18 protein-coding genes and 1 pseudogene are annotated in these 21,403 nt (G+C 68.3%); 4 read left to right on the forward strand and 15 right to left on the reverse strand.

The genetic code is table 11. The annotated features are described in order from the left end of the window. Position 1 precedes the first annotated feature (1 nt). The 4 genes from H7694_RS14255 to H7694_RS14270 all read right to left on the reverse strand — a co-directional run bounded on the left by H7694_RS14255 (position 2) and on the right by H7694_RS14270 (position 4,431). A complete protein-coding gene (locus H7694_RS14255; RefSeq protein WP_227468147.1) occupies positions 2–937 on the reverse strand; it encodes a carbohydrate ABC transporter permease in 936 nt (311 codons plus the stop codon). Positions 938–944: 7 nt separating this feature from the next. Beyond that, positions 945–1,871, reverse strand: a complete 927-nt coding sequence (locus H7694_RS14260) for a carbohydrate ABC transporter permease (protein ID WP_193597113.1) — start codon at positions 1,869–1,871, stop codon at positions 945–947. Between the two features lie 79 nt (positions 1,872–1,950). Continuing rightward, complete coding sequence (locus tag H7694_RS14265) at positions 1,951–3,273, reverse strand: ABC transporter substrate-binding protein (protein ID WP_193597114.1); 1,323 nt, start codon at positions 3,271–3,273, stop codon at positions 1,951–1,953. A 147-nt stretch (positions 3,274–3,420) separates the two neighbouring features. Continuing rightward, a complete protein-coding gene (locus tag H7694_RS14270; protein WP_193599249.1) occupies positions 3,421–4,431 on the reverse strand; it encodes a LacI family DNA-binding transcriptional regulator in 1,011 nt (336 codons plus the stop codon). 69 nt (positions 4,432–4,500) lie between these two features. On the opposite strand from H7694_RS14270, the pseudogene H7694_RS14275 reads away from it, so the two are divergent. The 4 genes and pseudogenes from H7694_RS14275 to H7694_RS14290 all read left to right on the forward strand — a co-directional run. After that, positions 4,501–5,019: pseudogene (locus H7694_RS14275) on the forward strand (NAD-dependent epimerase/dehydratase family protein); the annotation flags it as partial. Positions 5,020–5,098: 79 nt separating this feature from the next. Next, positions 5,099–5,707, forward strand: a complete 609-nt coding sequence (locus tag H7694_RS14280; protein WP_193597115.1) for a biotin transporter BioY — start codon at positions 5,099–5,101, stop codon at positions 5,705–5,707. Next, positions 5,704–6,783 (forward strand): biotin synthase BioB, encoded by a 1,080-nt coding sequence (bioB, locus tag H7694_RS14285; protein ID WP_227468148.1) that lies wholly within the window; start codon positions 5,704–5,706, stop codon positions 6,781–6,783. Before H7694_RS14280 ends, bioB begins: the two co-directional genes overlap by 4 nt. Positions 6,784–6,885: 102 nt before the next feature. Further along, on the forward strand, positions 6,886–7,938 hold the full coding sequence (locus tag H7694_RS14290) for a LacI family DNA-binding transcriptional regulator (RefSeq protein WP_227468149.1): 1,053 nt from the start codon (positions 6,886–6,888) through the stop codon (positions 7,936–7,938). 12 nt (positions 7,939–7,950) lie between these two features. On the opposite strand, the gene H7694_RS14295 is transcribed toward H7694_RS14290, so the two are convergent. From H7694_RS14295 to H7694_RS14345, 11 genes are all read right to left on the reverse strand, one after another. Next, a complete protein-coding gene (locus H7694_RS14295) occupies positions 7,951–11,007 on the reverse strand; it encodes a glycoside hydrolase family 2 TIM barrel-domain containing protein (protein ID WP_227468150.1) in 3,057 nt (1,018 codons plus the stop codon). After that, a complete protein-coding gene (locus tag H7694_RS14300; RefSeq protein WP_227468151.1) occupies positions 11,004–11,822 on the reverse strand; it encodes a carbohydrate ABC transporter permease in 819 nt (272 codons plus the stop codon). The genes H7694_RS14295 and H7694_RS14300 overlap by 4 nt, the downstream gene beginning before the upstream one ends. Beyond that, positions 11,815–12,783, reverse strand: coding sequence for a carbohydrate ABC transporter permease (locus tag H7694_RS14305; RefSeq protein WP_227468152.1), 969 nt, complete (start codon positions 12,781–12,783; stop codon positions 11,815–11,817). The genes H7694_RS14300 and H7694_RS14305 overlap by 8 nt, the downstream gene beginning before the upstream one ends. Before the next feature lie 77 nt (positions 12,784–12,860). Next, entirely contained in the window at positions 12,861–14,156 is a 1,296-nt protein-coding gene (locus H7694_RS14310) for an ABC transporter substrate-binding protein (RefSeq protein WP_193597117.1), read from the reverse strand. A gap of 210 nt (positions 14,157–14,366) precedes the next feature. Continuing rightward, a complete protein-coding gene (locus H7694_RS14315; RefSeq protein ID WP_193597118.1) occupies positions 14,367–15,548 on the reverse strand; it encodes a thiolase family protein in 1,182 nt (393 codons plus the stop codon). Continuing rightward, the gene (locus H7694_RS14320; RefSeq protein WP_193597119.1) at positions 15,548–16,732 is read right to left on the reverse strand and encodes a bifunctional 2-methylcitrate synthase/citrate synthase; all 1,185 of its coding nucleotides are present in this window, start codon (positions 16,730–16,732) and stop codon (positions 15,548–15,550) included. The genes H7694_RS14315 and H7694_RS14320 overlap by 1 nt, the downstream gene beginning before the upstream one ends. A gap of 34 nt (positions 16,733–16,766) precedes the next feature. Then, positions 16,767–17,666 (reverse strand): methylisocitrate lyase, encoded by a 900-nt coding sequence (prpB, locus tag H7694_RS14325; protein ID WP_193597120.1) that lies wholly within the window; start codon positions 17,664–17,666, stop codon positions 16,767–16,769. Further along, positions 17,666–19,189, reverse strand: coding sequence for an MmgE/PrpD family protein (locus H7694_RS14330; protein ID WP_193597121.1), 1,524 nt, complete (start codon positions 19,187–19,189; stop codon positions 17,666–17,668). The genes prpB and H7694_RS14330 overlap by 1 nt, the downstream gene beginning before the upstream one ends. Next, complete coding sequence (locus H7694_RS14335) at positions 19,186–19,872, reverse strand: GntR family transcriptional regulator (RefSeq protein WP_193597122.1); 687 nt, start codon at positions 19,870–19,872, stop codon at positions 19,186–19,188. The genes H7694_RS14330 and H7694_RS14335 overlap by 4 nt, the downstream gene beginning before the upstream one ends. A gap of 77 nt (positions 19,873–19,949) precedes the next feature. Then, entirely contained in the window at positions 19,950–20,315 is a 366-nt protein-coding gene (locus H7694_RS14340; RefSeq protein WP_193597123.1) for a VOC family protein, read from the reverse strand. A gap of 77 nt (positions 20,316–20,392) precedes the next feature. Continuing rightward, positions 20,393–21,385 carry an EamA family transporter gene (locus H7694_RS14345; RefSeq protein WP_193597124.1) on the reverse strand — a complete coding sequence of 331 codons (993 nt, stop codon included), beginning with the start codon at positions 21,383–21,385 and terminating at the stop codon, positions 20,393–20,395. Between the last annotated feature and the right edge of the window lie 18 nt (positions 21,386–21,403).

The raw sequence follows: 21,403 nt of genomic DNA on the forward strand, positions 1-21,403 counted from the left end.
ATCAGGCCTTCGCCCCGGTCAGCGCCACCGACTCGATGATCTGCTTCTGGAAGATCACGAACACGGCCAGCACCGGGATGAGCGCGATGAACGACGCCGCCATGATCAGCGGGTAGTCGGTCTGGCTCGCGTAGGTGGCGTTGAAGCTGGCGATCACGAGCTGCAGCGTCTGCTTGTCGGGCGAGTTCAGGTAGATGATCGGCGCGAGGTAGTCGTTCCACACCGCCATGAACCAGAGGATGAACTGCGCGGCGATCGCCGGGCGGATGGCGGGGAAGATCAGCGTGAAGAAGATGCGCAGGTAGCCGGCGCCGTCGAGCGTCGCCGCCTCGATGATCGAGTCGGGCACCGAGTCGAGGTACTGCTTGAGGAAGAAGATCATCACGATGTTGCCGAACAGCCCGGGCAGGATCAGCGGCCACAGGGTGTCGACGAGTCCCGCGTCGCCGAACATCTTGAACTGCGGGATCATGATCGTCGGGAACGGGATCATGATCGCCGACAGCAGCACCAGGAAGATCACGTTCTTGAACGGCAGCCGCATCTTCGCGAACGCGAAGGCGGCGATCGCCGAGGTCAGCGTGCCGACGACGGTGACGCTCACCGAGACGATGACGCTGTTGAGGATGCCGGAGGCCAGCGGCCCCGCGGTCCACACCCGGGCGTAGTTCTCCCAGACCACCGGGTCGGGGATCCACTGCGGCGGCAGGGCGAACACCGCCTCGCGGGTCTTCAGCGAGGTGGAGAAGGTCCACAGCAGCGGGGCGATCATGACGATGCCGCCGAGGGACAGGATCAGGGTCAGCACGATGTTCGTCGTGCGACGGGCGCGGGATCGCGTGCCGCCGGCGCGGCGTGCGGGGCGGGTGGGGAGCCGTCGCGGCTCGCCGGGCATCTCCGGCGGGACGGTCACCAGGGTCTCGGTCGCTGTGCTCATGGCTACCTCATTCGATGGAGAACTGGGACCGGCGGTTGACGCGGAACTGGATGGCCGTCACGAGGAAGACCAGCAGCCCCAGCACGACCGACATCGCGGTGGCATAGCCCATCTGGAGGTAGTTGAACGCCTTCTGCCAGATGTACCAGACGATGGATGCCGTGGAGAACTCGGGCCCGCCGGTGGGGGTCATGATGTTGATCTCGATGAAGATCTGCGCGCCGCCGATGATGCTGGTGACCACGAGGAAGAAGGTCACGGGGCGCAGCATCGGGACGGTGATGTGCCAGAACTGCTGCACGGCGTTGGCGCCGTCGATCGCGGCGGCCTCGTACAGGTGCCGTGGCACGGACTGCAGGGCTGCCAGGTAGAGCAGCATCGAGAAGCCGATGCCCTTCCAGACGGCCATGATGATGATCGCCGGCTTCGCCGTCGAGGCGTCCTGCAGCCAGTTGGGGCCCTCGATGCCGACCATGTCGAGCACCTGGTTGATCAGGCCGAAGTCGCCGTTGTAGGCCCACTGCCAGAGGATGGCCACGGCCGCCAGCGACGAGATCACCGGCACGTAGTAGACGGTGCGGAAGAAGGTGGTGCCGCGCATCCGGCGGTTCAGCGCCAGGGCGAGCAGCAGCGAGATGATCAGGCCGATCGGGATGCCGATCATCATGAAGACGGTGTTGCCCATCGCCTTCCAGAAGTACGGGTCGGCGGCCATCTCGATGTAGTTGTCGAGCCCGTTGAACTCGGGCTCGGAGAGCCCGTTCCACTTCGTGAAGGACGAGTACAGCGCGAACAGCAGCGGGTACCCGATGAAGGTCAGGAAGCCCAGTACGGGGATGGCGATGAACGCCAGCGCCGCCAGGTGCTCACGCCGGTGCAGTCGGGAGCGCCGGTGCAGTGGGGAGCGTCGCGCAGGAATGGCCGAGGTCGCCATCCGTCACCTCCAGGTCGTCATGTCAGGAGTCGGTCGAGGGGGCGGGTGGGGGATGCCGCGGCATCCCCCACCCGGGATGTCAGCCGATGCCGGCGTCGACGTTGGCCTTGTCGAGCAGCTGCTGCATGCGCGGCGCGACCTCGTCGAGGTACTCCTTCGCGGTCTGCTTGCCGTCGAGGACGGGCTGGATGTTCTTCCAGAGCTCGTCGTACCACTCGGCGCTGTAGGTGGTGTTCGCCGGCAGCGCGCGACCGTAGTCGTTCACGACGTCGAGGAACTCCTGCTTGTTGGCCGGCGGCAGCGTGGCCGAGGCGACCCAGGTGTCGGCCATGTCCTTGAGGTTGGGCACCTGCACGCCGGCGTCGACGAGCGACTGCTGCGCGGTCTCGTCGGTGCTCAGGTAGATGGCGAGCTTCGTGGCGAGGTCGGCGTTCTTCGTGGTCTCGGCGACGGCGATGCCGAGGGTGCCGGTCCAGGTGGCGGTCTCACCGGTCTTGCCGACCGGGTACGGGATGAGATCCCACTCGAAGTCGAGCTTCTCGTAGGTGGGCACGTCCCACGGGCCGACCGGGAAGAAGCCGATCTCGCCCTTCATCCAGCGCTGGTAGGTGTCGAGGGTCTGCGCGTCGGAGGTCGACGGCGTCACGCCGTCCTTCGTGCTCATGTCGGCGAAGAACTGCAGCGCCTCGACGAACTCGGGGCTGTTGACGGTGACCTCGGTGCGATCCTCGTTGAGCCAGTCGCCGCCGTTGGACCACACGAACGACTGCAGGTTCCACACCACGTTCAGGCCGGTGCCCCACTGGTCGAGCTTGCCGTCGCCGTCGTTGTCCTTGGTGAGCTTCTTGGCGACGTCGATGAACTCGTCCCAGGTGTACGGCTCGTCGACGTCGGGCAGCGGGATGCCTGCCGCCTCGAACATCGTCTTGTTGTAGCCGAACGAGAAGGGGCCGACGTCCTTGGGCATGGCGTAGATCGCGCCCTGTCCCATGAGCTTGCCGTCGAAGCGGTAGCTGTCAACGCCGTACGCCCAGATGTTGTCGAGGTCGACGTTCTTCTCGACCTCGGCGGTGATGTCCTTGATGATGCCGGAGCGCACGTACGCCTGCACGCTGCCCGGGTCGACGTAGAACACGTCGGGGATCTGCTTGCCGGTGATCGCCGCCTTGAGCTTGGTGCTGTACTCGTCGGCCGTCGTCATGATGATCTTCACGTCGACGTCGTTCGCCTTCTCGAACTCCTCGATGGCCGCGGTGTAGGCGGCCTTCTCGGCATCGCTGCCGCGGAACATGAAGGTGAGCGTATTGCTGTCGCCGCCCGAGGCGTTCGCGCTCGCGCAGCCGGTGATGACTGAGCCGGTGAGCGCGATCACGCCCAGTGCGGCCAGGGTCCGTGACTTCATTGTGCTGGGTTTCCTCTCGGAGGTGACTTCGATGTCGTCGTCGTCCGTGACGGGGCGGTCAACGGGCGGTTCCCACAGATTTACAACGTTGTAGTAAACGTTGTAGAGATATTGTGACGTGAAACCCGCGACCTGTCAATCGCGATCTCAGACGGCGGGAGCGGACTCGCGTTCGAGGATGCGGAACTCCCCGAACAGGGTGCGCGGAGCGGCGTCCGCCTTGCCCGCGATGCGCTCCAGCAGCGTGGCGACGGCGGTCTTGGCGATCCACTCCCGGCCCGGGTCGACCGTGGTCAGCGACGGGATCGAGTAGGCGGCCTCGTCGAGGCCGTCGAAGCCGACCACCGCGACGTCCTCGGGCACCCGGCGACCCGCCTCCTGCAGCACGCGCATCGCGCCGAGCGCGAGCGTGTCGTTCAGGCCGAACACCGCGTCGAACTCCGCGCCCCGCGCGAGGAGCTCGCGCATCGAGTCCGCGCCGTTGGCGCGGTGCCAGAGCGTGGTGTAGCCGACGATGTCGTCGTCGTACGGGATGCCGGCGGCCTTGAGCGCGTCGCGGTAGCCGCGCAGACGCAGTGCGGCCGAGCCGAGCACCTCGCCCTCGTGCGCCCCGACCAGCGCGATGCGCCGACGGCCCTGCGCGATGAGGTACTCGGTGGCCGCGCGGGCGGCCTCGACATTGCGCATGGTGACGTGGTCGGCGGGCCCGTCGAAGATGCGCTCACCGAGCACCACCATCGGGTACGGCACCTCGAGGGCCGCCACGTCCTCCTGACCCATGCCGAGCGGGCTGAAGATCAGCCCGTCGGTGAGCTTCAGGCGCGGGCTGCGCAGCAGCTCGAGCTCGCGGTCGCGATCGGCGCCGGTCTGCTCGACGAGCACGACGACCCCGGCGGCCTCGGCCTCGCGGATGACCTCGGCGGCGAGCTCGGCGAAATAGGCCAGGCTCAGGTCGGGCAACGCGAGCGCGATCGCGCCGGTGCGGCCCGAGCGCAGGTTGCGTGCCGTGAGGTTCGGCGTGTAGTCGAGCTCGGCGATCGCGGCCTCGACCTTGGCGCGCGTGGCCGGACGGATGTGCGGGTAGTCGTTGATGACGTTCGACACCGTCTTGATCGAGACGCCCGCCGCAGCGGCGACGTCGTGCAGCGTGACGGCCACGTCACTCCCTCTCTTCATGCGGACACAGTCACCCTATAACGTTGCAGATGCCCCATCGGACGGAAGGCGGACGCGTCGAGCGAGACGGTGCTCGGCCCGCCGTTCGACGCGCCGCCGCCCTACATCCCGGTCGACGAGCAGTACCCGCCGCGGCCCGAGTCGGTGTACTCGCTCGTGAAGACGCTCGAGGAGCAGCTGGCGGCCGAGCTGGTGCGCTGGCATCCGGATCTGTCGATCACCGCACTGCGGTTCTCGAACATGATGCTGCCCGAGGATTACGCCGCCTTCCCGGCGTTCGACGACGACGCCCGGCTGCGCAAGTGGAACCTGTGGGGCTACATCGACGCACGAGACGGCGCGCAGGCCGTGGAGCGCGCCCTGCGGGTGGCCGCACCCGAATTCGATCGCTTCATCATCGCGGCGGCCGACACCGTGATGTCGCGCCCGAACGCCGAGCTGATCGCCGAGGCCTTCCCCGACGTGCCGCTGACGCGCGAGGTGGGCGAGCACGAGACGCTGCTGTCGATCGATCACGCCCGCGAGGTGCTCGGCTACCAGCCGCAGCACTCCTGGCGCGACCACGTCTGAGTCGGGCTTCATCCCCTGCTACGCTCCTTAACGCTGTTCAGGTGAACAGTGTTCAGGAGATACAGCTCAGGAGGATCTCATGACGTCACTCGCGCTCGGCCGTCCGCGCATCTACTTGACCGATGGGCTGCAGGGCACCCTGGTGCGCGACAGCGCGCTGGTGCTCGGCGGCGCCGCCGTGATCACGCTGTCGGCGCTGATCATCGTGCCGCTGCCGTTCACGCCGGTGCCGATCACGCTGGCGACCCTCGGAGTCATGGCCACCGGAGCCGCGCTCGGTCCGGCGCGCGGAGTTCTGAGCGCCCTCGTGTACCTGCTCGCCGGGGCGGTGGGTGCCCCGATCTTCTCGAACGGGCAGTCGGGTGTGCTGCTGCCCACGTTCGGATACATCGTCGGCTACGTGGTCGCGGCCTTCATCGCCGGGCAGCTGGCCCGCCGGCGCGCGGACCGGAAGCCGATCCCCACCTTCGGACTCGCCGTGCTCAGCACCCTGGTGCTGTACGTGTGCGGAGCGCCGTGGCTCGCCTTCTCCCTCGGAATCGATCTGCCGCAGGCGGTCATGCTGGGCGTGGTCCCGTTCCTCGTCGGCGATGCACTGAAGGCACTGGCTCTCACCCTGGTCCTGCCGTCGGCCTGGGCATGGATGACCCGGCTCGAGAAGCGCCGCACCGCGGACGAGCGCGAGTGATCGACTACCACGGGCTCGCCCGCAGCATCCTCGCCGGCGCATCGCTGCGCGAGGATGAGGCCCTCGCGATCCTCGACACCCCTGATGCGCAGCTGCTCGACCTGGTGGCCGCGGCCGGCCTGATCCGCCGCGCGCACTTCGGCAACCGGGTGAAGCTCAACTACCTCGTCAACCTGAAGTCCGGGCTCTGCCAGGAGAACTGCTCCTACTGCTCGCAGGCGCTCGGCGCGACCGCGCCGATCCTGAAGTACTCCTGGCTCAGTGCCGAGGAGGCCGTCGAGCAGGCACGCGCCGGGATCGGCGGCGGCGCCTCGCGCGTGTGCCTGGTCGCCAGCGGCCGCGGCCCGATGAACCGCGACATCGACCGCGTCACCGACATCGTCAGCACCCTCAAGGAGGAGCATCCCGGGGTCGAGGTGTGCGCCTGCCTGGGGATCCTCAGGGACGGGCAGGCCGAGCGCCTGGAGTCGGCCGGCGTCGACGCGTACAACCACAACATCAACACCGCCGAGTCGCACCACGACCGGATCGTGCAGACGCACACCTATCAGGACCGGATCCGCACGATCGGCAAGGCGAAGCAGGCCAGCCTCTCACCGTGCAGCGGGCTCATCGTCGGGATGGGTGAGAGCAGCGCGCAGATCGTCGAGGCCGTGTTCGCGCTGCGCGAGCTGGACGTCGACTCGATCCCGGTGAACTTCCTCATCCCCTTCGACGGCACCCCGATGCAGGGCCGCTGGGATCTCACACCGGCGCAGTGCCTGAGGATCGTCGCGCTGGTGCGGTTCGCCTGCCCCGCCACCGAGGTGCGGCTCGCCGGCGGCAGGGAGCTGCATCTGCGGTCTCTTCAGCCGCTGGCGCTGCACGCGGCGAACTCGATCTTCCTCGGCGACTACCTCACCTCGCAGGGCGAGGCCGCGGCCGAGGATCTCGCGATGATCCGCGACAACGGCTTCGTCCCCCAGGAACCCCAGGTTCAGGAACCCCTGGTTCAGGAACCTCTGGTCTCCCCGCCGCACGCACCGGTGGTGGTGCGCCGCCGCGGCGCGGGAACCGCGGCGGCGCCGAACGCCTGATCGGCCTGCGGCATTCGCTCGACACAGCACAGGGCGACGTTGACACCGGCGGCGAGCGCGGTCTGCTCGTTGATATCGTTCAAGAACGGTGAAGGAGGCTGAGTGACGGATCGGACCGGTGAGTCGCGAGTATGGCGTGCGCCGTCGATCATCGATGTCGCCCGCGAAGCCGGAGTCTCGGCGCAGACCGTCTCACGCGTCGCCAACGGGATGGACATCGTCCGGCCGGTCACCCGCGACAGGGTGCTCGCCGTCATGGACAGAATGGGCTACCGGCCGAACTCCGCCGGGCGAGCCCTGAAGAGCGGCAGATTCCGGACGCTGGGCGTCATCATGTCCGAACTCTCCAGCTATGGGAACACCCGGACGCTCGAGGGCTTCGCGACCGCGGCGTCGAGGTCGGGATACTCGCTGGCGCTGACACCATTGTGGACGATCGCGCAGGCGGGCCTCACGGGAGCGCTCACGCGAATGGCAGATCAACCGGTCGACGGGCTGATCGTCGTCCTCGAGGAGCACGAGCTCCTGGAATCGGATCTCGTGCGGGTGGCCAAGATCCCCACCGTCGTCGTCACCGCCGGTCGCAAGCACCCCTACCTGGCGATCGATACCGACCAGGCCCAGGGGGCGCGCCTGGCCACCGAGCACCTCCTCTCGCTCGGGCACCAGACCGTATGGCACATCCGCGGCCCCGAGAACTCTCACGGCGCTCGTGACCGCGCGCAGTCGTGGGCCGACACCCTCCGCGCGCACGGCCGGGTCGTGCCACCGATCGTGCCGGGCGACTGGAGCGCGGCATCGGGCTATGCCGCCGGCCGGCGCCTCGCCGCCGATCCGAGCGTGACGGCCGTGTTCGCGTCCAACGACGGGATGGCCCTGGGCGCCATGCGCGCATTCCATGAAGCCGGCCGTGACGTGCCGGGATCGGTGAGCGTCGTGGGCTTCGACGACATGGAGCTGTCGGCCGACTTCCAGCCGCCGTTGACCACCGTGCACCAGTACTTCGATCGCGTGGCGGTGGCTGCGGTCGGCATGCTCGTAGACCGGATCGAGCACAACCGCCACACCGTCGCCGACCCGGTGCCCACCGAGCTGATCCTGCGCGCGAGCACTGCACCGCCCCCGGTTCCGAGGGCGGCGCTGGCGGGAATCTGAGTCGTCCGGAGTTCAGCCCGTCTGGATGCCCTGGAACGCGAACCGGAACTCGAGGTCGCCGGTCGGCAGCAGGTACCGGTCGAGCGGACGCGAGCCCCAGGAGTCGTCGCCCGCCACCCCCCGGCGCGTCAGCGCCGGGCGCACGATCGTGCGGTGGATCGGCGGCAGCTCGTGCGGATGCAGTGCGCTCTCGATCTCGGCCGGCGTCCAGCTCAGCGCCGAGAACTCCATGATCGGGTCGCCCTCGAAGCGCAGGCCCGCGCCCCGGGCATCCGTGATCTCCGCCCAGCGCACGCCGGTGCGGTTGCCGGCCTCCTGCGGACGGATGTACGGGGTGAGCATGTCGGGGACGTGACGGTCGTAGACACCCAGCCGGGCGCCCTCCCGCCGGTCCACGTAGCACTCCTCGGGGCCGTCGCCGTACCAGCGCACCCGGTCGTAATCGGCGGGCATCGCCAGCATCGTGGCGAACTCGGGCATCTGCGGCAGGCCGTCGGGCACGTGCATCCGCTGGGTGACCTCCACCCGGCCCGCGCCGTCGACGAGATAGCTGAGATCGCAGTGCGTCACCGGCGTCGTCGGCAGCTCGTAGCGGTAGCCGATGCGCACCCCGCCGTCGACCTGCTCGACCGAGATGTCGGCCGGCTCGTGAAACCCGCTGGCGCGACCGTAACGGCTGGCGAGCAGCCACTGCCCCTCCTCGAACGGGCCACCCCAGCCCCGCTCGTTCGCGGTCGGCGCATGCCAGAAGTTCGGGGTGACGGCGCCCGAGAGCAGCTCGCGACCGCCCGTGCGCGTCTCACCGAAACGGTACGAGGTCAGCCCGTTGAAGATCCGCGAGAACGTCACGTGGAATCCGGGTCCGTGCACGCCGATGCTCAGCGTGCCCTCGACCAGGCGCGGAGCGGGAGCCGAGACCCGCGCTGCCGGTGCCGTCGAGCCTGCGGCCGGTGCGCCGACCGTGAGCACGTGCTCGCCGAAGGCGACCTCGTACCCGGCGGGTGCCCACGCCGTCTCGGTCCGCAGGTGCAGCGAGACGACGATGGCGTACTCGCCTGCCGCCGCGGGAACCGCGACCGGCAGCGGGTACGCCGCCGACCCGCCCGGCGCGACGTCCGTATCGACGACGCCGGCGGTCAGGATGCGGCCCACTCGGGTGATCGAGACGCGCGTCTCGTATTCGGCCGACGAGGTCGACATCAGCCGGTTCGTCAGCGTGAACGACGACTCCGACACGTCGACGACGAAGCCCTGGTACAGCCGCTTCATCTCCTGCGCCTTGGGCGAGGGGGTGTGGTCTGCGAAGAAGATGCCGTTGCCGCTGAAGTCCTGATCGTGCGGCGCCTCGCCGCTGTCGCCGCCGTAGCCGAAGTACTCGCGGCCGTAGCGGTCGCGCATGAGGATCGCCTGGTCGGCGAAATCCCAGATGAACCCGCCCTGGAACAGCTCGTCGCGGTGGGCGAGCTCGATGTACTCGCCGACCCCGCCGAAGGAGTTGCCCATCGCGTGCGCGTACTCGCACACGATGAACGGCTTGTCGCGGTTCGTGCGCAGGTGGTCCTCCACCGCCGCGGCGGGGGTGTACATCTGGCTCGCGATGTCGCTCGTCTCGGGATACCTCGGGTCCCAGTGCACGCCCTCGTAGTGCACCGGGCGATCGTCGACCGAGCGGAACCAGTCCGCCACGTCACGCAGCACGGTGCCGCCGAAGGACTCGTTGCCGCAGGACCAGATCACCACGCTGGCGTGGTTCTTGTCGCGCTCGAGCATGCTGCGGGCACGATCCAGCGCCGCCGGGCGCCACTCGTCGTGGTCGCCGGGCAGGGCGGTGGCGAGCGATTCGCCGTGCAGGCGGATGCGGCTCCACCGGGCGTGCGTCTCGAGGTTCATCTCGTCGATGACCATCAGGCCGTACTCGTCGGCGAGGGCGTAGAACGCCGAGTCGTTCGGGTAGTGGCTGGTGCGCACGGCGTTGACGTTGTGCGCCTTCAGCATCCGGATGTCGGACTCGGTGAGCTCTCGCGACGGCACCCGCCCGTTCAGTCCGAACTCGTGACGGTTGATGCCGTTGAAGACGACCCGGTCGCCGTTGAGCGACAGCACGCCGTTCTCGATGCCGAAGCGACGGATGCCGACCCGCTGCGGGATGACCTCGGTCAGCGCTCCGGCGGCGTCGCGCACCTCGATCACGAGGTCGTACAGGTGCGGATGCTCGGGGCTCCACAGCCGGGGCGCGTCCACCCGCACGACGAACGCTCCGTCGGCATCCCGAACAAGCTCGCCGACGCCCTCGATGCGGGCCGAGACGGCGCCCTCCGCCCCGTCGAGCTGCACTCGGACCCGCACCTGGGCGGACGCCAGGTCATCGGCGACGGCTGTGGTCACGCGGATGTCCTCCGCATGCACCCCCGGGCGCCGGTACAGGGTGACGTCGCGGAAGATGCCCGAGAACCGGAAGAAGTCCTGATCCTCGAGCCACGAACCGGCGCTGTAGGTGAACACCTGCGCGGCGATGCGATTCTCGCCCTCGACGAGCGCGTCGGTGAGGTCGAACTCGGCGGGTGTGAAGCTGTCGGTGCTGTAGCCGATGTAGCGGCCGTTCACCCACAGCGCGATCGCGCTCTCCGCTCCGTGGAACGTGACGCTGAGCCGCTCGCCCTCGGCGAGCGGGTGCTCGAGCGCGAAGGTGCGCACGTAGCATCCGACCGGGTTGTCGCGTTCGGGCACCTGGCCGGGCTCGATGTCCTCCTGACCGTCCCACGCGTAGCCGACGTTGACGTACTGCGGCCGATCGTAGCCCTCCAGCTGCAGGTGCGAAGGCACCCGGATGTCGTCCCACCCCGACACATCCCGCGACGGATCGGCGAAGTCGGGCAGCACCTGACCCTGGTTGCGCGCGAAGAAGAACTTCCACAGCCCGTTCAGCGACTGCTCGAACGAGCTGACCCCCGATCGCGCCTCGTCGAGGTCGGTGAACCAGCGGTGGTCCGAGTGCGCCGCGCGACGGTTCTCCGAGACGAAGGTCGGGTCGGCGATGCGGTCGATGGCAAAGGCGGGGTCGAATGTCACTTGATGGCTCCGGTGATGCCCTGTGCGAAGGCGCGCTGCAGGATGAGGAAGATGAGGATGGTCGGCAGGGAGGTCAGCAGCACGGCGAGCATGAGCACGCCGTAGTCGGTGACGTAGCCGGCCGTGAGGTTGGCGATGAGCATCGGCATCGTCTGCACCGCGTTGTCGAGCAGGATCACGCGCGGCCAGAGGAAGTTGTTCCACGAGGCCATGAAGGTGATGACGGCCGCGGCGGCGAAAGTGGACTTCATCGTCGGCATGTAGATGCGCGCGAAGATGGAGAGCTCCCTCAGTCCGTCGATCCGGGCGGCCTCGATGACCTCGTACGGGAACGAGCGCGACGCCTGCCGGAACAGCAGGATCAGCAGCGGCGTGGCGATAGAGGGGATGATCACCGCGAACAGCGAGTTGACCATGTCGAACTGCGCGAAGATGCGGAACAGCGGGATCATGATGGCCGCGAACGGGATCATCATCGCCAGCATGAGGATCGCCATCACGACATCCTTGCCGCGGGAGTGGTAGATCTCGAAGCCGTAGCCCGCGATCGCGCAGACGATCAGCGACAGCACCGTCGTGCCGATCGCGATGAGGAACGAGCTGATCATGGCGGCGCCGAGATCCTGCTGCGTGGTCAGCGTCACCAGATTGTCGATGAAGTGCTCGCCGGGCGTCAGCCGCGACCCCAGCACGTCACGAGTCGAGTTGGTCGAGGAGACCAGCATGAAGTACAGCGGGAAGACCGAGAACAGAGCGAACACGGTCAGGAACGCGTAGCCGGGCACGCGTCGCCAGGGGAATCGTCGACTAGTCACGCTTGTCACCCACCTTCATCTGGATGAGAGCCAGCACCGCGACCATGATCAGGATCACGTACGAGATCGCGGAGGCGTAGCCGACGTTGGGGTTCTTCAGGAATGCGAGTTCGTAGAGGTAGTGCGACATCGACATCGAGTTGTACGACGGCCCGCCCTTGGTGAGGGCCCAGGATTCGTCGAACAGCTGCAGGGTGCCGTTGATCGACATGATCGCGGTGAGCACGATCATCGGCCGCAGTTGCGGCACGGTCACGAACCAGAACGTCTTGAACGCTCCGGCACCGTCGATGCGCGCGGCCTCGAGGGTGGAGTGGTCGACGTTCTGCAGCGCCGCCAGGAAGAAGATCATGTTGTAACCGGTCCACCGCCACAGCAGGCCGATGATGATCACGAACCGAGCGGTCCACGGCTCGCCGAGCCAGTTGAGCGGGTCGTGCATGAGGCCAACCGCCATGAGCGCGTCGTTGACCAGCCCGTCCGTGGCGAACATGGTGCGGAACACCAGTGAGTACGAGACCAGCGAGACGGCGCAGGGCAGGAAGATCATCGTGCGCCAGAGGGCCTTGCCCCTCAGCTTCGGGTCGTTCAGCAGGTTGGCCAGCACCATCGCCAGGATCAGCATGATCGGCACCTGGATGACCAGATAGAGCACCGTGTTGAACATGGTGAGCTTGAAGATCTCGTCGTCGAGCAGCCGGGCGAAGTTCGACCACAGCGGGTCCGCCCAGTTCAGCCGCGATCCCCGGCCCGTCTGCAGGGAGAGGATGAACGCCTGGATCATGGGCACGAAGCTCAGCAACGTGATCAGCAGGGCTGCCGGGAGGAGGAACCCCCACCCGGTGAGGTTGCGTCGCCGTGCGGTGTGCAGCCACGGCCCGCGCGGGGTGAAGTCGGGCGGAGGTGTGTTCCGCCGTTGACGGCGCGGAGCATCCGCGGTCACGATCGCCTGAGTCGCCACAATGCGCACTCCTATTCCATCGAGTTCAAGAGGTGGGTGCTCGGGCGGGGCGTCGTGCCCCGCCCGCGCGGAGAGGGTCAGTTCATCGCGAACTCGACGTTGGCCTGAGCCTCGTCGAGCGCATCCTCGATGCTGGTGCCGCCGATGACCTTGGTCATCGCGGCGCTGACCGCGTCGCGACCTTCGAAGAAGTAGACGCCGGTGTTGCTGCTGGGCACCTTGGCCCCGAACTCGATGACCTTCTGGAAGATGGGCTGTCCGCCGAAGAACGCGCTCGGCTCGGCGTACACGCTGCTGTCGCCTGCGGGGATCCAGTTCGCGACCGCGCCGGCCTTCGGCAGGATCGTGTCGTAGAAGTCGGTCGACCCCGCGAAGGTCGAAGCCAGGAAGTCTGCCGCGAGCTTCGCGTCGCCGGTGGAGCTGATCGCCCACGACGAGCCTCCGTTGGCGGAATAGTTCGTGGCGTCGGGCACGCCATCGAGCTTCGGCAGGTCGGTGATGGCCCACTTGCCGGCCTGGTCCTCAGCGGTCTGGATCGACCCGGCGATCCAGATGCCGTTGATGGTGCCCGCGACCGAGCCGTTCACGAAGCTGCTGATGTACTCGTCCCAGGAGTTCACCTCGACGAACACGCCGGACTCGACCAGCTCGGTGTACACCTTGATGGCGTCGATCAGCACGTCGTTGTCAGCGATCGTCGGCTGGCCGTCCTCGTCGAACAGGCTCCCCCCGGCGGACTGCAGGATGATCGACAGCAGATCCGACGAGCCGGCGATGCCGGAGAGCAGCGGCTTGCCGGTCTTGGCCAGCACGTCCTCGCCCTTGGCGATGAAGTCGTCCCAGGTGGTGTCGGTGAAGTCGTCGACGGTGTAGCCGGCCTGCTCGAGCACGTCGGTGCGCAGGGCCGAGACCGCGGTGCCCGAGTCGAAGGGCACGCCGTAGTTGACGTCGTCGATCGTGGAGTATGCGGTGACGCTCTTGGGGAACTCCGAGAAGTCGATGTCGGAGTCGGCGTAGTCACCGAACACGTCGGGATAGTTGATGACGTTCTTCTGGAACGCGGTGTTCTGCATCAGGAAGATGTCGGGCAGCTCGTCGAACTGCTGCGACTGGGCGATGGTGGTGAGCTTGGCCTGCAGGTCGTCCCAGGGCGTCTCCACGATCTTCAGCTCGAAGTCGGGATGGTCCTTCTGGTAGACCTTCTCGGCCTCCTTCATCGCGTAGATGTTGAACGACGGATCCCAGGCCCAGACCGTCAGTGTGTTGCCGTCGCCTGAGGCCTCGGCGTCACCGCCGCTGCCGCATGCGGTCAGCGCGAACAGGGGAAGGATCGCCGCGGCGGCCATCGCCGCAGCCTTTGTCATGCGCTTCATCGAAGCATGTCCTCTCGGGGGGATTCACGTGGCCACGGAACGACTCCTCGGCCCTGCCGTGACGTTCGCGTCACTGGCAACTCCAAAATGATCACGTAAACATTTTGGTTGAAGCAAGTTCCGTTACACGATCGTGACCTGCGATCAGCGCTCTGACTTCTCTGTGAAGGGCTCGGGACGGACCACGAGCCCCCTTGGGCACTTGTGCGCTCAGCCGCGCTTGAGCAGCGCCGCGAGCGCCTGCCCGCCGCCGATGCACATGGTGACGATCGCGTACTCGCCGCCGGTGCGCTGCAGCCTGAGCGCCGCGCGCACGGTCAGGATGGCACCGGTGGCGCCGACCGGATGCCCGAGCGCGATCGCGCCGCCGTACGGGTTCACCCGAGCGGGGTCGAGTCCGGTGTCGCGGATGACGGCGAGGGCCTGCGAGGCGAAGGCCTCGTTCAGCTCCACCGTCGACACCTCGGCGGGCGTCAGCCCGGTCTGCGCGAACAGCTTCTTCAGCGCGAGGGTGGGCGCGTAGCCCATGATCTCGGGCTCGAGCGCCGCGGTGGTGACCGCCTCGATCGTGGCGAGCACCGGTGCGCCCTCGGCGCGGGCGTCGGCCTCGCGCATGAGCACGGTCGCCGCTCCGCCGTCGTTGATGCCCGAGGCGTTGCCGGCGGTGACGGTGCCGTCCTTCGCGAACGCCGACGGCAGCCCGGCGAGCGCCTCGAGGGTGGTGTCGGGGCGCGGATGCTCGTCCCTCGACACCTGCACGGGCCGGCGGCCCGAGGTGGTGACCTCGACGATCTCCTCGGCGAACGCCGCCTGTGCGGCATCCGTCGCGGCACGGCGCTGGGACTCCAGCGCGAACGCGTCCTGCTCGGCGCGGCCGATGCCGAACCGCTCGGCGACGTTCTCGGCGGTGACGCCCATGTGCTTGTTCGAGAACGGGTCGGTGAGCATCGCGATCGTGCCGTCGACGAGCGAGCGGTCGCCGAGCCGGTCGTTGAAGCGCGCGTTGAAGTCGTAGAACGGCATCCGGGTCATGTTCTCGGCGCCGCCGGCGACGACGACGTCGGTGCTGCCCCAGAGCAGCTCCTGCGCACCCGACCAGATCGCCTGCAGGCCCGAGCCGCACAGCCGGTTGACGGTGAACGCCGGGGTGTTCACGTCGAGGCCGGCGGCCAGGGCGATGCGGCGTGAGATGTAGGCGTCTCCGGCGACCTGGCCGATCGTGCCGATGACGACCTCGCCGACGCGGTCCTTGTCGATGCCCGAGCGGCGCAGCGCCTCGACGGCCGCCGCCGCACCGAGCTCATGCGCGGGGGTGTCCTTGAACGCGCCGCCGAACCGCCCGACGGGCGTGCGGGCACCGGCGACGATCGCGACCTTCTGCCGCTCGGTCATCAGCTCGCCGCCTCTTCGGGGCGCTCCTGCACCGCGATGGCCGCCGTGTCGGGCTCGTACTCGTCGATGTGCCGTTCGTCGACGCCGTTGTAAGCCGACAGCGGGCGGATCAGCGCGTTCGACGCCTGCTGCTCGAGCACGTGCGCGGTCCAGCCGGTCACCCGCGCGGCGATGAACAGCGGGGTGAAGGTGAGCGTGTCGAAGCCGATCAGGTTGTACGCCGGGCCCGACGGGTAGTCGAGGTTCGGATAGATGCCCTTGCGGGCGACGAACTCGCTCTCGAGGGTGTCGTACAGCTCGGCGACCTCGGGCCGGTCATAGTGCTCGACGAGGGTGTCGAGGGCGGCCTTCATGGTCGGCACGCGCGAGTCTCCGCGCTTGTAGACCCGGTGGCCGAAGCCCATGATCTTGCGCTTCTCGGCGAGCGCGGCATCCAGCCAGCCCTTCACCTCGGATGCCGAGCCGATCTCGTCGAAGATGTGCATGACGGCCTCGTTGGCGCCGCCGTGCAGCGGGCCCTTCAGCGCCCCGATCGCCCCGACGACCGCGGAATAGATGTCGCTGAGCGTGGAGGTGATCACCCGGGCCGTGAAGGTCGAGGCGTTGAACGAGTGCTCGGCGTAGAGGATCATCGAGCGGTTGAAGGCCTCGACGACCACGGGCTCGGGCTCTTCGCCGAAGGTCAGCCAGAGGAAGTTCGCCGCATAGTCGAGGTCGTCGCGCGACTCGATCAGCGCCTGGCCGCGGCGGCGCCGCTGGCCGTAGGCCACGATCGCCGGCAGCACCGCGAACAGCTTCAGGCTGCGCTCGAGGTTCTGCTCGGGGGTGCCGACCGCGTCGAGCACGTTGCCCGTGCCGGCGGTCGCGATCGCGCCGATCACGCTGACCGCGGTGCGCACCTCGTCCATCGGGTGCGCATCCAGCGGCAGAGCGTCGATGGCGTTCTTCACCTTCTCGGGCAGTGCGCGGTTCGCGCGCTCGGTCGCGCGGAACTGCGCCAGCTGCTCGGCGGTCGGCAGCTCGCCGTGCCAGAGCAGGTAGGCGACCGCCTCGAACGGCTGCGTGGCCGCCAGCTCCTGCACCGGATAGCCGCGGTACAGCAGGCTGTTGGTCTCGGGGTTGACCTTGCTGATCGCCGTCTCGTCGGCGACGACCCCGGCCAGGCCCTTCTTGATGTCGGTCATCGTGTGCTCCTTTGCATGCCCGTGGTGCGACCGGTCAGCGGTCGATCGTGAAGTTGAACACTCCCGAGTCGAAGTGGTTGTAGGACTCGTAGTCGATCAGGTCGTACAGGTCGGCGCGGTGCTGCATCTCGCCGAGCTTCGACGTCAGGTGCCCCTCGTCGTTCAGCGTATCCAGCGCACGGCCCGCCGCGCCCATCGCGATGCGCAGCAGCGAGACCGGCCAGATGACGATGTTCACGCCGACGTCGCGCAGCTGGTCGGCAGAGAACAGCTCGCTCTTGCCGAACTCGGTCATGTTGGCCAGGATCGGCACGTCGACGGCATCCCGGATCGCCGCGAACTCCTCGAGCGACCGCATCGCCTCGGGGAAGATCGCGTCGGCGCCGGCATCCACCAGCGCCTTGGCGCGGTCCTTCGCCGCCTCGAGCCCCTCGACGGCGGCGATGTCGGTGCGCGCCATCACGAGGAAGTTCTCGTCACGTCGCGCGTCGACCGCGGCCCGGATGCGCTTGAGCGCGGTCTGCTCGTCGACGACGGCCTTGCCGTCGAGGTGGCCGCAGCGCTTGGGGTTGATCTGGTCCTCGATGTGCGCGCCGGCGAGGCCGGCATCCTCGAGGGTCTGGATCGTGCGGGCGACGTTCATCGGCTCGCCGAAGCCGGTGTCGGCGTCGATGATCGCCGGCAGCTCGGTCATCCGGGCGATCTGCTGACCGCGGCCGGCCACCTCGGTGAGGGTGGTCAGCCCGATGTCGGGCAGGCCCAGGTCGGCCGAGAGCACGGCGCCCGAGATGTAGACGCCCTCGAAGCCCTTGCGCTCGATGAGCCGAGCGCTCAGCGGGTTGAACGCACCCGGAAAGCGCAGCAGTTCGCCCGAGCGCAGCCGCTCGCGGAACTGCCGGCGCTTCTCGTGCGCGGGGGTGGTGGAGTAGAGCATCAGAACAGCCCCTTCGGAGCATCCGCGCCGAGCACGCTCGCCTTCGCGACGATCGACAGCTCGCCGACCTCGTCGGCGGTCAGCTCGGGCAGCCGCTGCACCAGCGACAGGAAGCGCTCGATCTCGGCGGCATCCAGCACCGGGGCGGCGAGGATGCGGAACTTGCGGATGTACTGCTCGCGGCCGAACGGGCGCGCACCGAGCGGGTGCGCGTCGGCGACGGCGATCTCGTCGACCACGGTCGAGCCGTCGGCGAGCGTGATCTCCACGCGACCGCCGAACGCCTTCTCGTCGGGGTCGATGGAGTGGTAGCGGCGGGTCCACTCGGCATCCTCTGCGGTGGTCACCTTGTGCCACAGCTCGACGGTGTCGGCGCGGCCCGCGCGCTCGGGGGTGTACGAGTCGACGTGGTGCCAGGTGCCGTCCTGCAGCGCGACCGCGAAGATGTACGGGATCGAGTGGTCGAGCGTCTCGCGGGATGCCGTCGGGTCGTACTTCTGCGGGTCGTTGGCTCCCGAGCCGATCACGTAGTGCGTGTGGTGGCTGGTGTGGATGACGATGCTCTCGATGTTCGCGGGGTCGCGCAGCTCGGGGCGCTCGTTGCCGAGGCGGCGAGCGAGGTCGATGAGGGCCTGCGCCTGGTACTCGGCCGAGTGCTCCTTGGTGTACGTGTCGAGGATGGCCCGCTTGGCCTCGCCGGCGGCGGGCAGCGGCACATCGTAGGCGGCATCCGGCCCGTCGAGCATCCACGCGATCACGCCGTCTTCGCCTTCGTAGATCGGCGACGGCGAGGTCTGGCCGCGCATGGCGCGGTCGACGGCCTCGACGGCCATCTTTCCGGCGAAGGCCGGGGCGTGCGCCTTCCACGTCGAGATCTCGCCCTTGCGGCTCTGCCGGGTGGCGGTGGTGGTGTGCAGCGCCTGGCCGACGGCCTGGTAGATCGTCTCGGTGTCGAGGCCGAGCAGGGTGCCGATGCCGGCGGCGGCCGAGGGGCCGAGGTGGGCGACGTGGTCGATCTTGTGCTTGTGCAGGCAGATCGCGCGCACCAGGTCGACCTGGATCTCGTAGCCGGTCGCGATGCCGCGCACGAGCGCGCGACCGTCGGCGCCGACGTGCTGCGCGACCGCGAGGATCGGCGGGATGTTGTCGCCGGGGTGCGAGTAGTCGGCCGCGAGGAAGGTGTCGTGGTAGTCGAGCTCGCGCACCGCGACGCCGTTCGCCCACGCCGCCCACTCGGGGCTGGTGCGCTTCTCGAGTGCGGCGCCGAAGATGTTCGCGCCCTTGCCGCCGGTGGATGCCGGGTGCGTGAACGCCTGCGCACGGGCCGCGACGATGGGTGCACGGGTGAGGGACGCCGCGGCCACGGACGCGTTGTCGATGATGCGGTTGATGATCATGTCGACGACCTCGGGCTCGACCTCGACCGGGTCGGTCGCGACCTCGGCGATCTTCCAGGCCAGCTGCTGCTCGCGGGGAAGGTCCTCTTCGCTCTTGTAGACGCGGACGTGGTGGCTGACGGTCATGACTGCCCTCTGTTCGAAGTGTGGTCGGGATTCTGGATGCTGTCGAGGATGCTGGTGAGCGCGTTGCGCAGGTGCACGTGCGTGGCATGCGCGGCCAGGTCGCCGTCGCGTTCGGCGAGCGCCTCGGCGATGAGCCGGTGCTCGGCGACCGATGCCGCCAGCCGCTCGGGTTTGTCCCTGGCCATGCGCCGCACGCGCACGAGGTGCGTGCGCACCGTGCGCAGGGCGGCGGCGATGTAGTCGTTGGCGACGGCCGCGTCGACGGCCGCATCGAAGCGGGCGATGAGCGCGTAGTAGTCGTCGCGTCCCGTCGTCGCGTCAAGGGATGCCGCGGCTGCCGCGAACTCGCCGGCCAGAGCCGCGAACAACTCGGCATCGCCGCGTTCTGCGGCCAGACGGGCGGCGGACTCCTCCAGGGCACGGCGGATCTCGAAGAGGGAACGGATGTCGTCGGCGTCGATGTCGGTGACGACCGTGACCCGCGGGGACTGCTGCTCGACGAGCCCGTCGGCGCTGAGCTGCTGGAGCGCCTCGCGGAGCGGGGTGCGGCTGACGCCGAGGCGGGCGGCCTGCTCGACCTCCGCGAGAACAGTCCCGGGCGCGAGCGCGCCGGACTGGATCTCCTCCAGCAGAGTCGCATAGGCGCGATCACTGGCTCGGGTGCGCTCGACGGTGGTGCTCACATGGTTAGTGTATACATAAATGATCGCGAGCCGCACCGGTTGGGATCTGAGGCCGAATAACGTATACAGCGGGTACGTCAGGCAGCGTGAGTCTCGCTTTCGTACAGCCCGATCGAGTTGCCGTCCGGATCACTGATCACGGCCCACCAGCTGCTCTCACTGATCGGCCGCCTCTCCATCAGCAGCGTCGCGCCAGCGTCCAGGGCCTTCGCCACGGTGTCGTCGATCGAGTCGACCTCCACGTAAGAGCGCGGTTGCGTGAAGTCGTCGCTGCGCGGCGCGAGTCCGCCGCCGCTGATCTTGTTGGGCGCCTGCCACATCGGGTATCCCTCGTAGCCGGGCATCTCCGCGATCTGCCAGCCGAACAGTCCGGAGTAGAACGCCTGCGCGCGCTCCAGATCGCTCACCGGGATGTCGATGTGCGTGATGTCGCCGTGTGCCATGTCGGTTCCTCTCGTGCGAGCGGGCCGGTGCCGTGCGGACGCCGGCAGGGCAAGTCTCGCTCCGGTCGCGACGGCGATCAAGAGGGTTCGGCGAACTCCTCATCCGGCACCGCGAGTGCGGGATCTCCTGCCCCAGATGCCGCGGGTTCGCCGAGTTTCACGACGACGACTCCGGCCAGCACCAGAGCCGCGCCGACGCCCTGCAGGAGGTTGGGCAGCTGCCCGAGCAGCAGCCATCCGAACAGCAGCGCGGCAACGACTTCGGCGAGCGCGATGAACGACGCCAGCCGCGATCCGAGCAGCCGGGTCGACGCGATCCCGAGCACGTATGCGAGCGCCGTCGCGATGACCCCGATCGCCAGCACCGGCACGAACCAGGGCACGGTTCCGAACCGGTAGGCGACGTCATCCGTGTTCCACGCCATCGGCAGGATGCCGACAAGACCGGCGACCGTGAGCCCGAAGGCGCCGACCAGAAGACCGCAACCTGCGAGCGCGATCGGCGGCAGACCGGTATCGCTCCTGCCGGAGAGCAGGAAGTACGCCGCGGCGCCCACCATCGCACCGAACGCCCAGAGGATCCCACCCGCATCGACGCTGCGCCCCGACAGCACGTCGAGCATCAGCACGAGCCCGGCGAACGCGATGAGCGCGCCCAGGATGCTGCGCCTGGTCGGCTTCTCACCGCGACGGATCCACAACCACAGCACCACCGCGATCGGCGCGGTGTACTCGATGAGCAGCGCCAGTCCGACATCCATCACGGCGACGGCCTGGAAGTAGAACAGCTGCGTCGCGGTCACCGCGAGCAGTCCGTACGCGGCGATCATTCCGAGATTGCGACGCAGCAGGCTCCAGCGCCCGCGCAGCGCGACAACCGTCGGCACCAGCAGCACGAGCGCGGCCACCCAGATGCGCACCGTGACCGCCGCCCCGGGCGTCCAGCCGGCATCGATCAGTCCGCGCGCCCAGGCGCCCGACATCCCGAACGCGAGCGCAGCCGCGATCGCGAGCGGCAACCCGAGCCGCAACCCCGAGCGCGGGCCACCGTCATTTGCCACAGTGCTCATGACCGATGACACTAGCCG

The sequence above is a fragment of the Microbacterium sp. YJN-G genome (genome assembly GCF_015040615.1).
Lineage (GTDB): Bacteria > Actinomycetota > Actinomycetes > Actinomycetales > Microbacteriaceae > Microbacterium.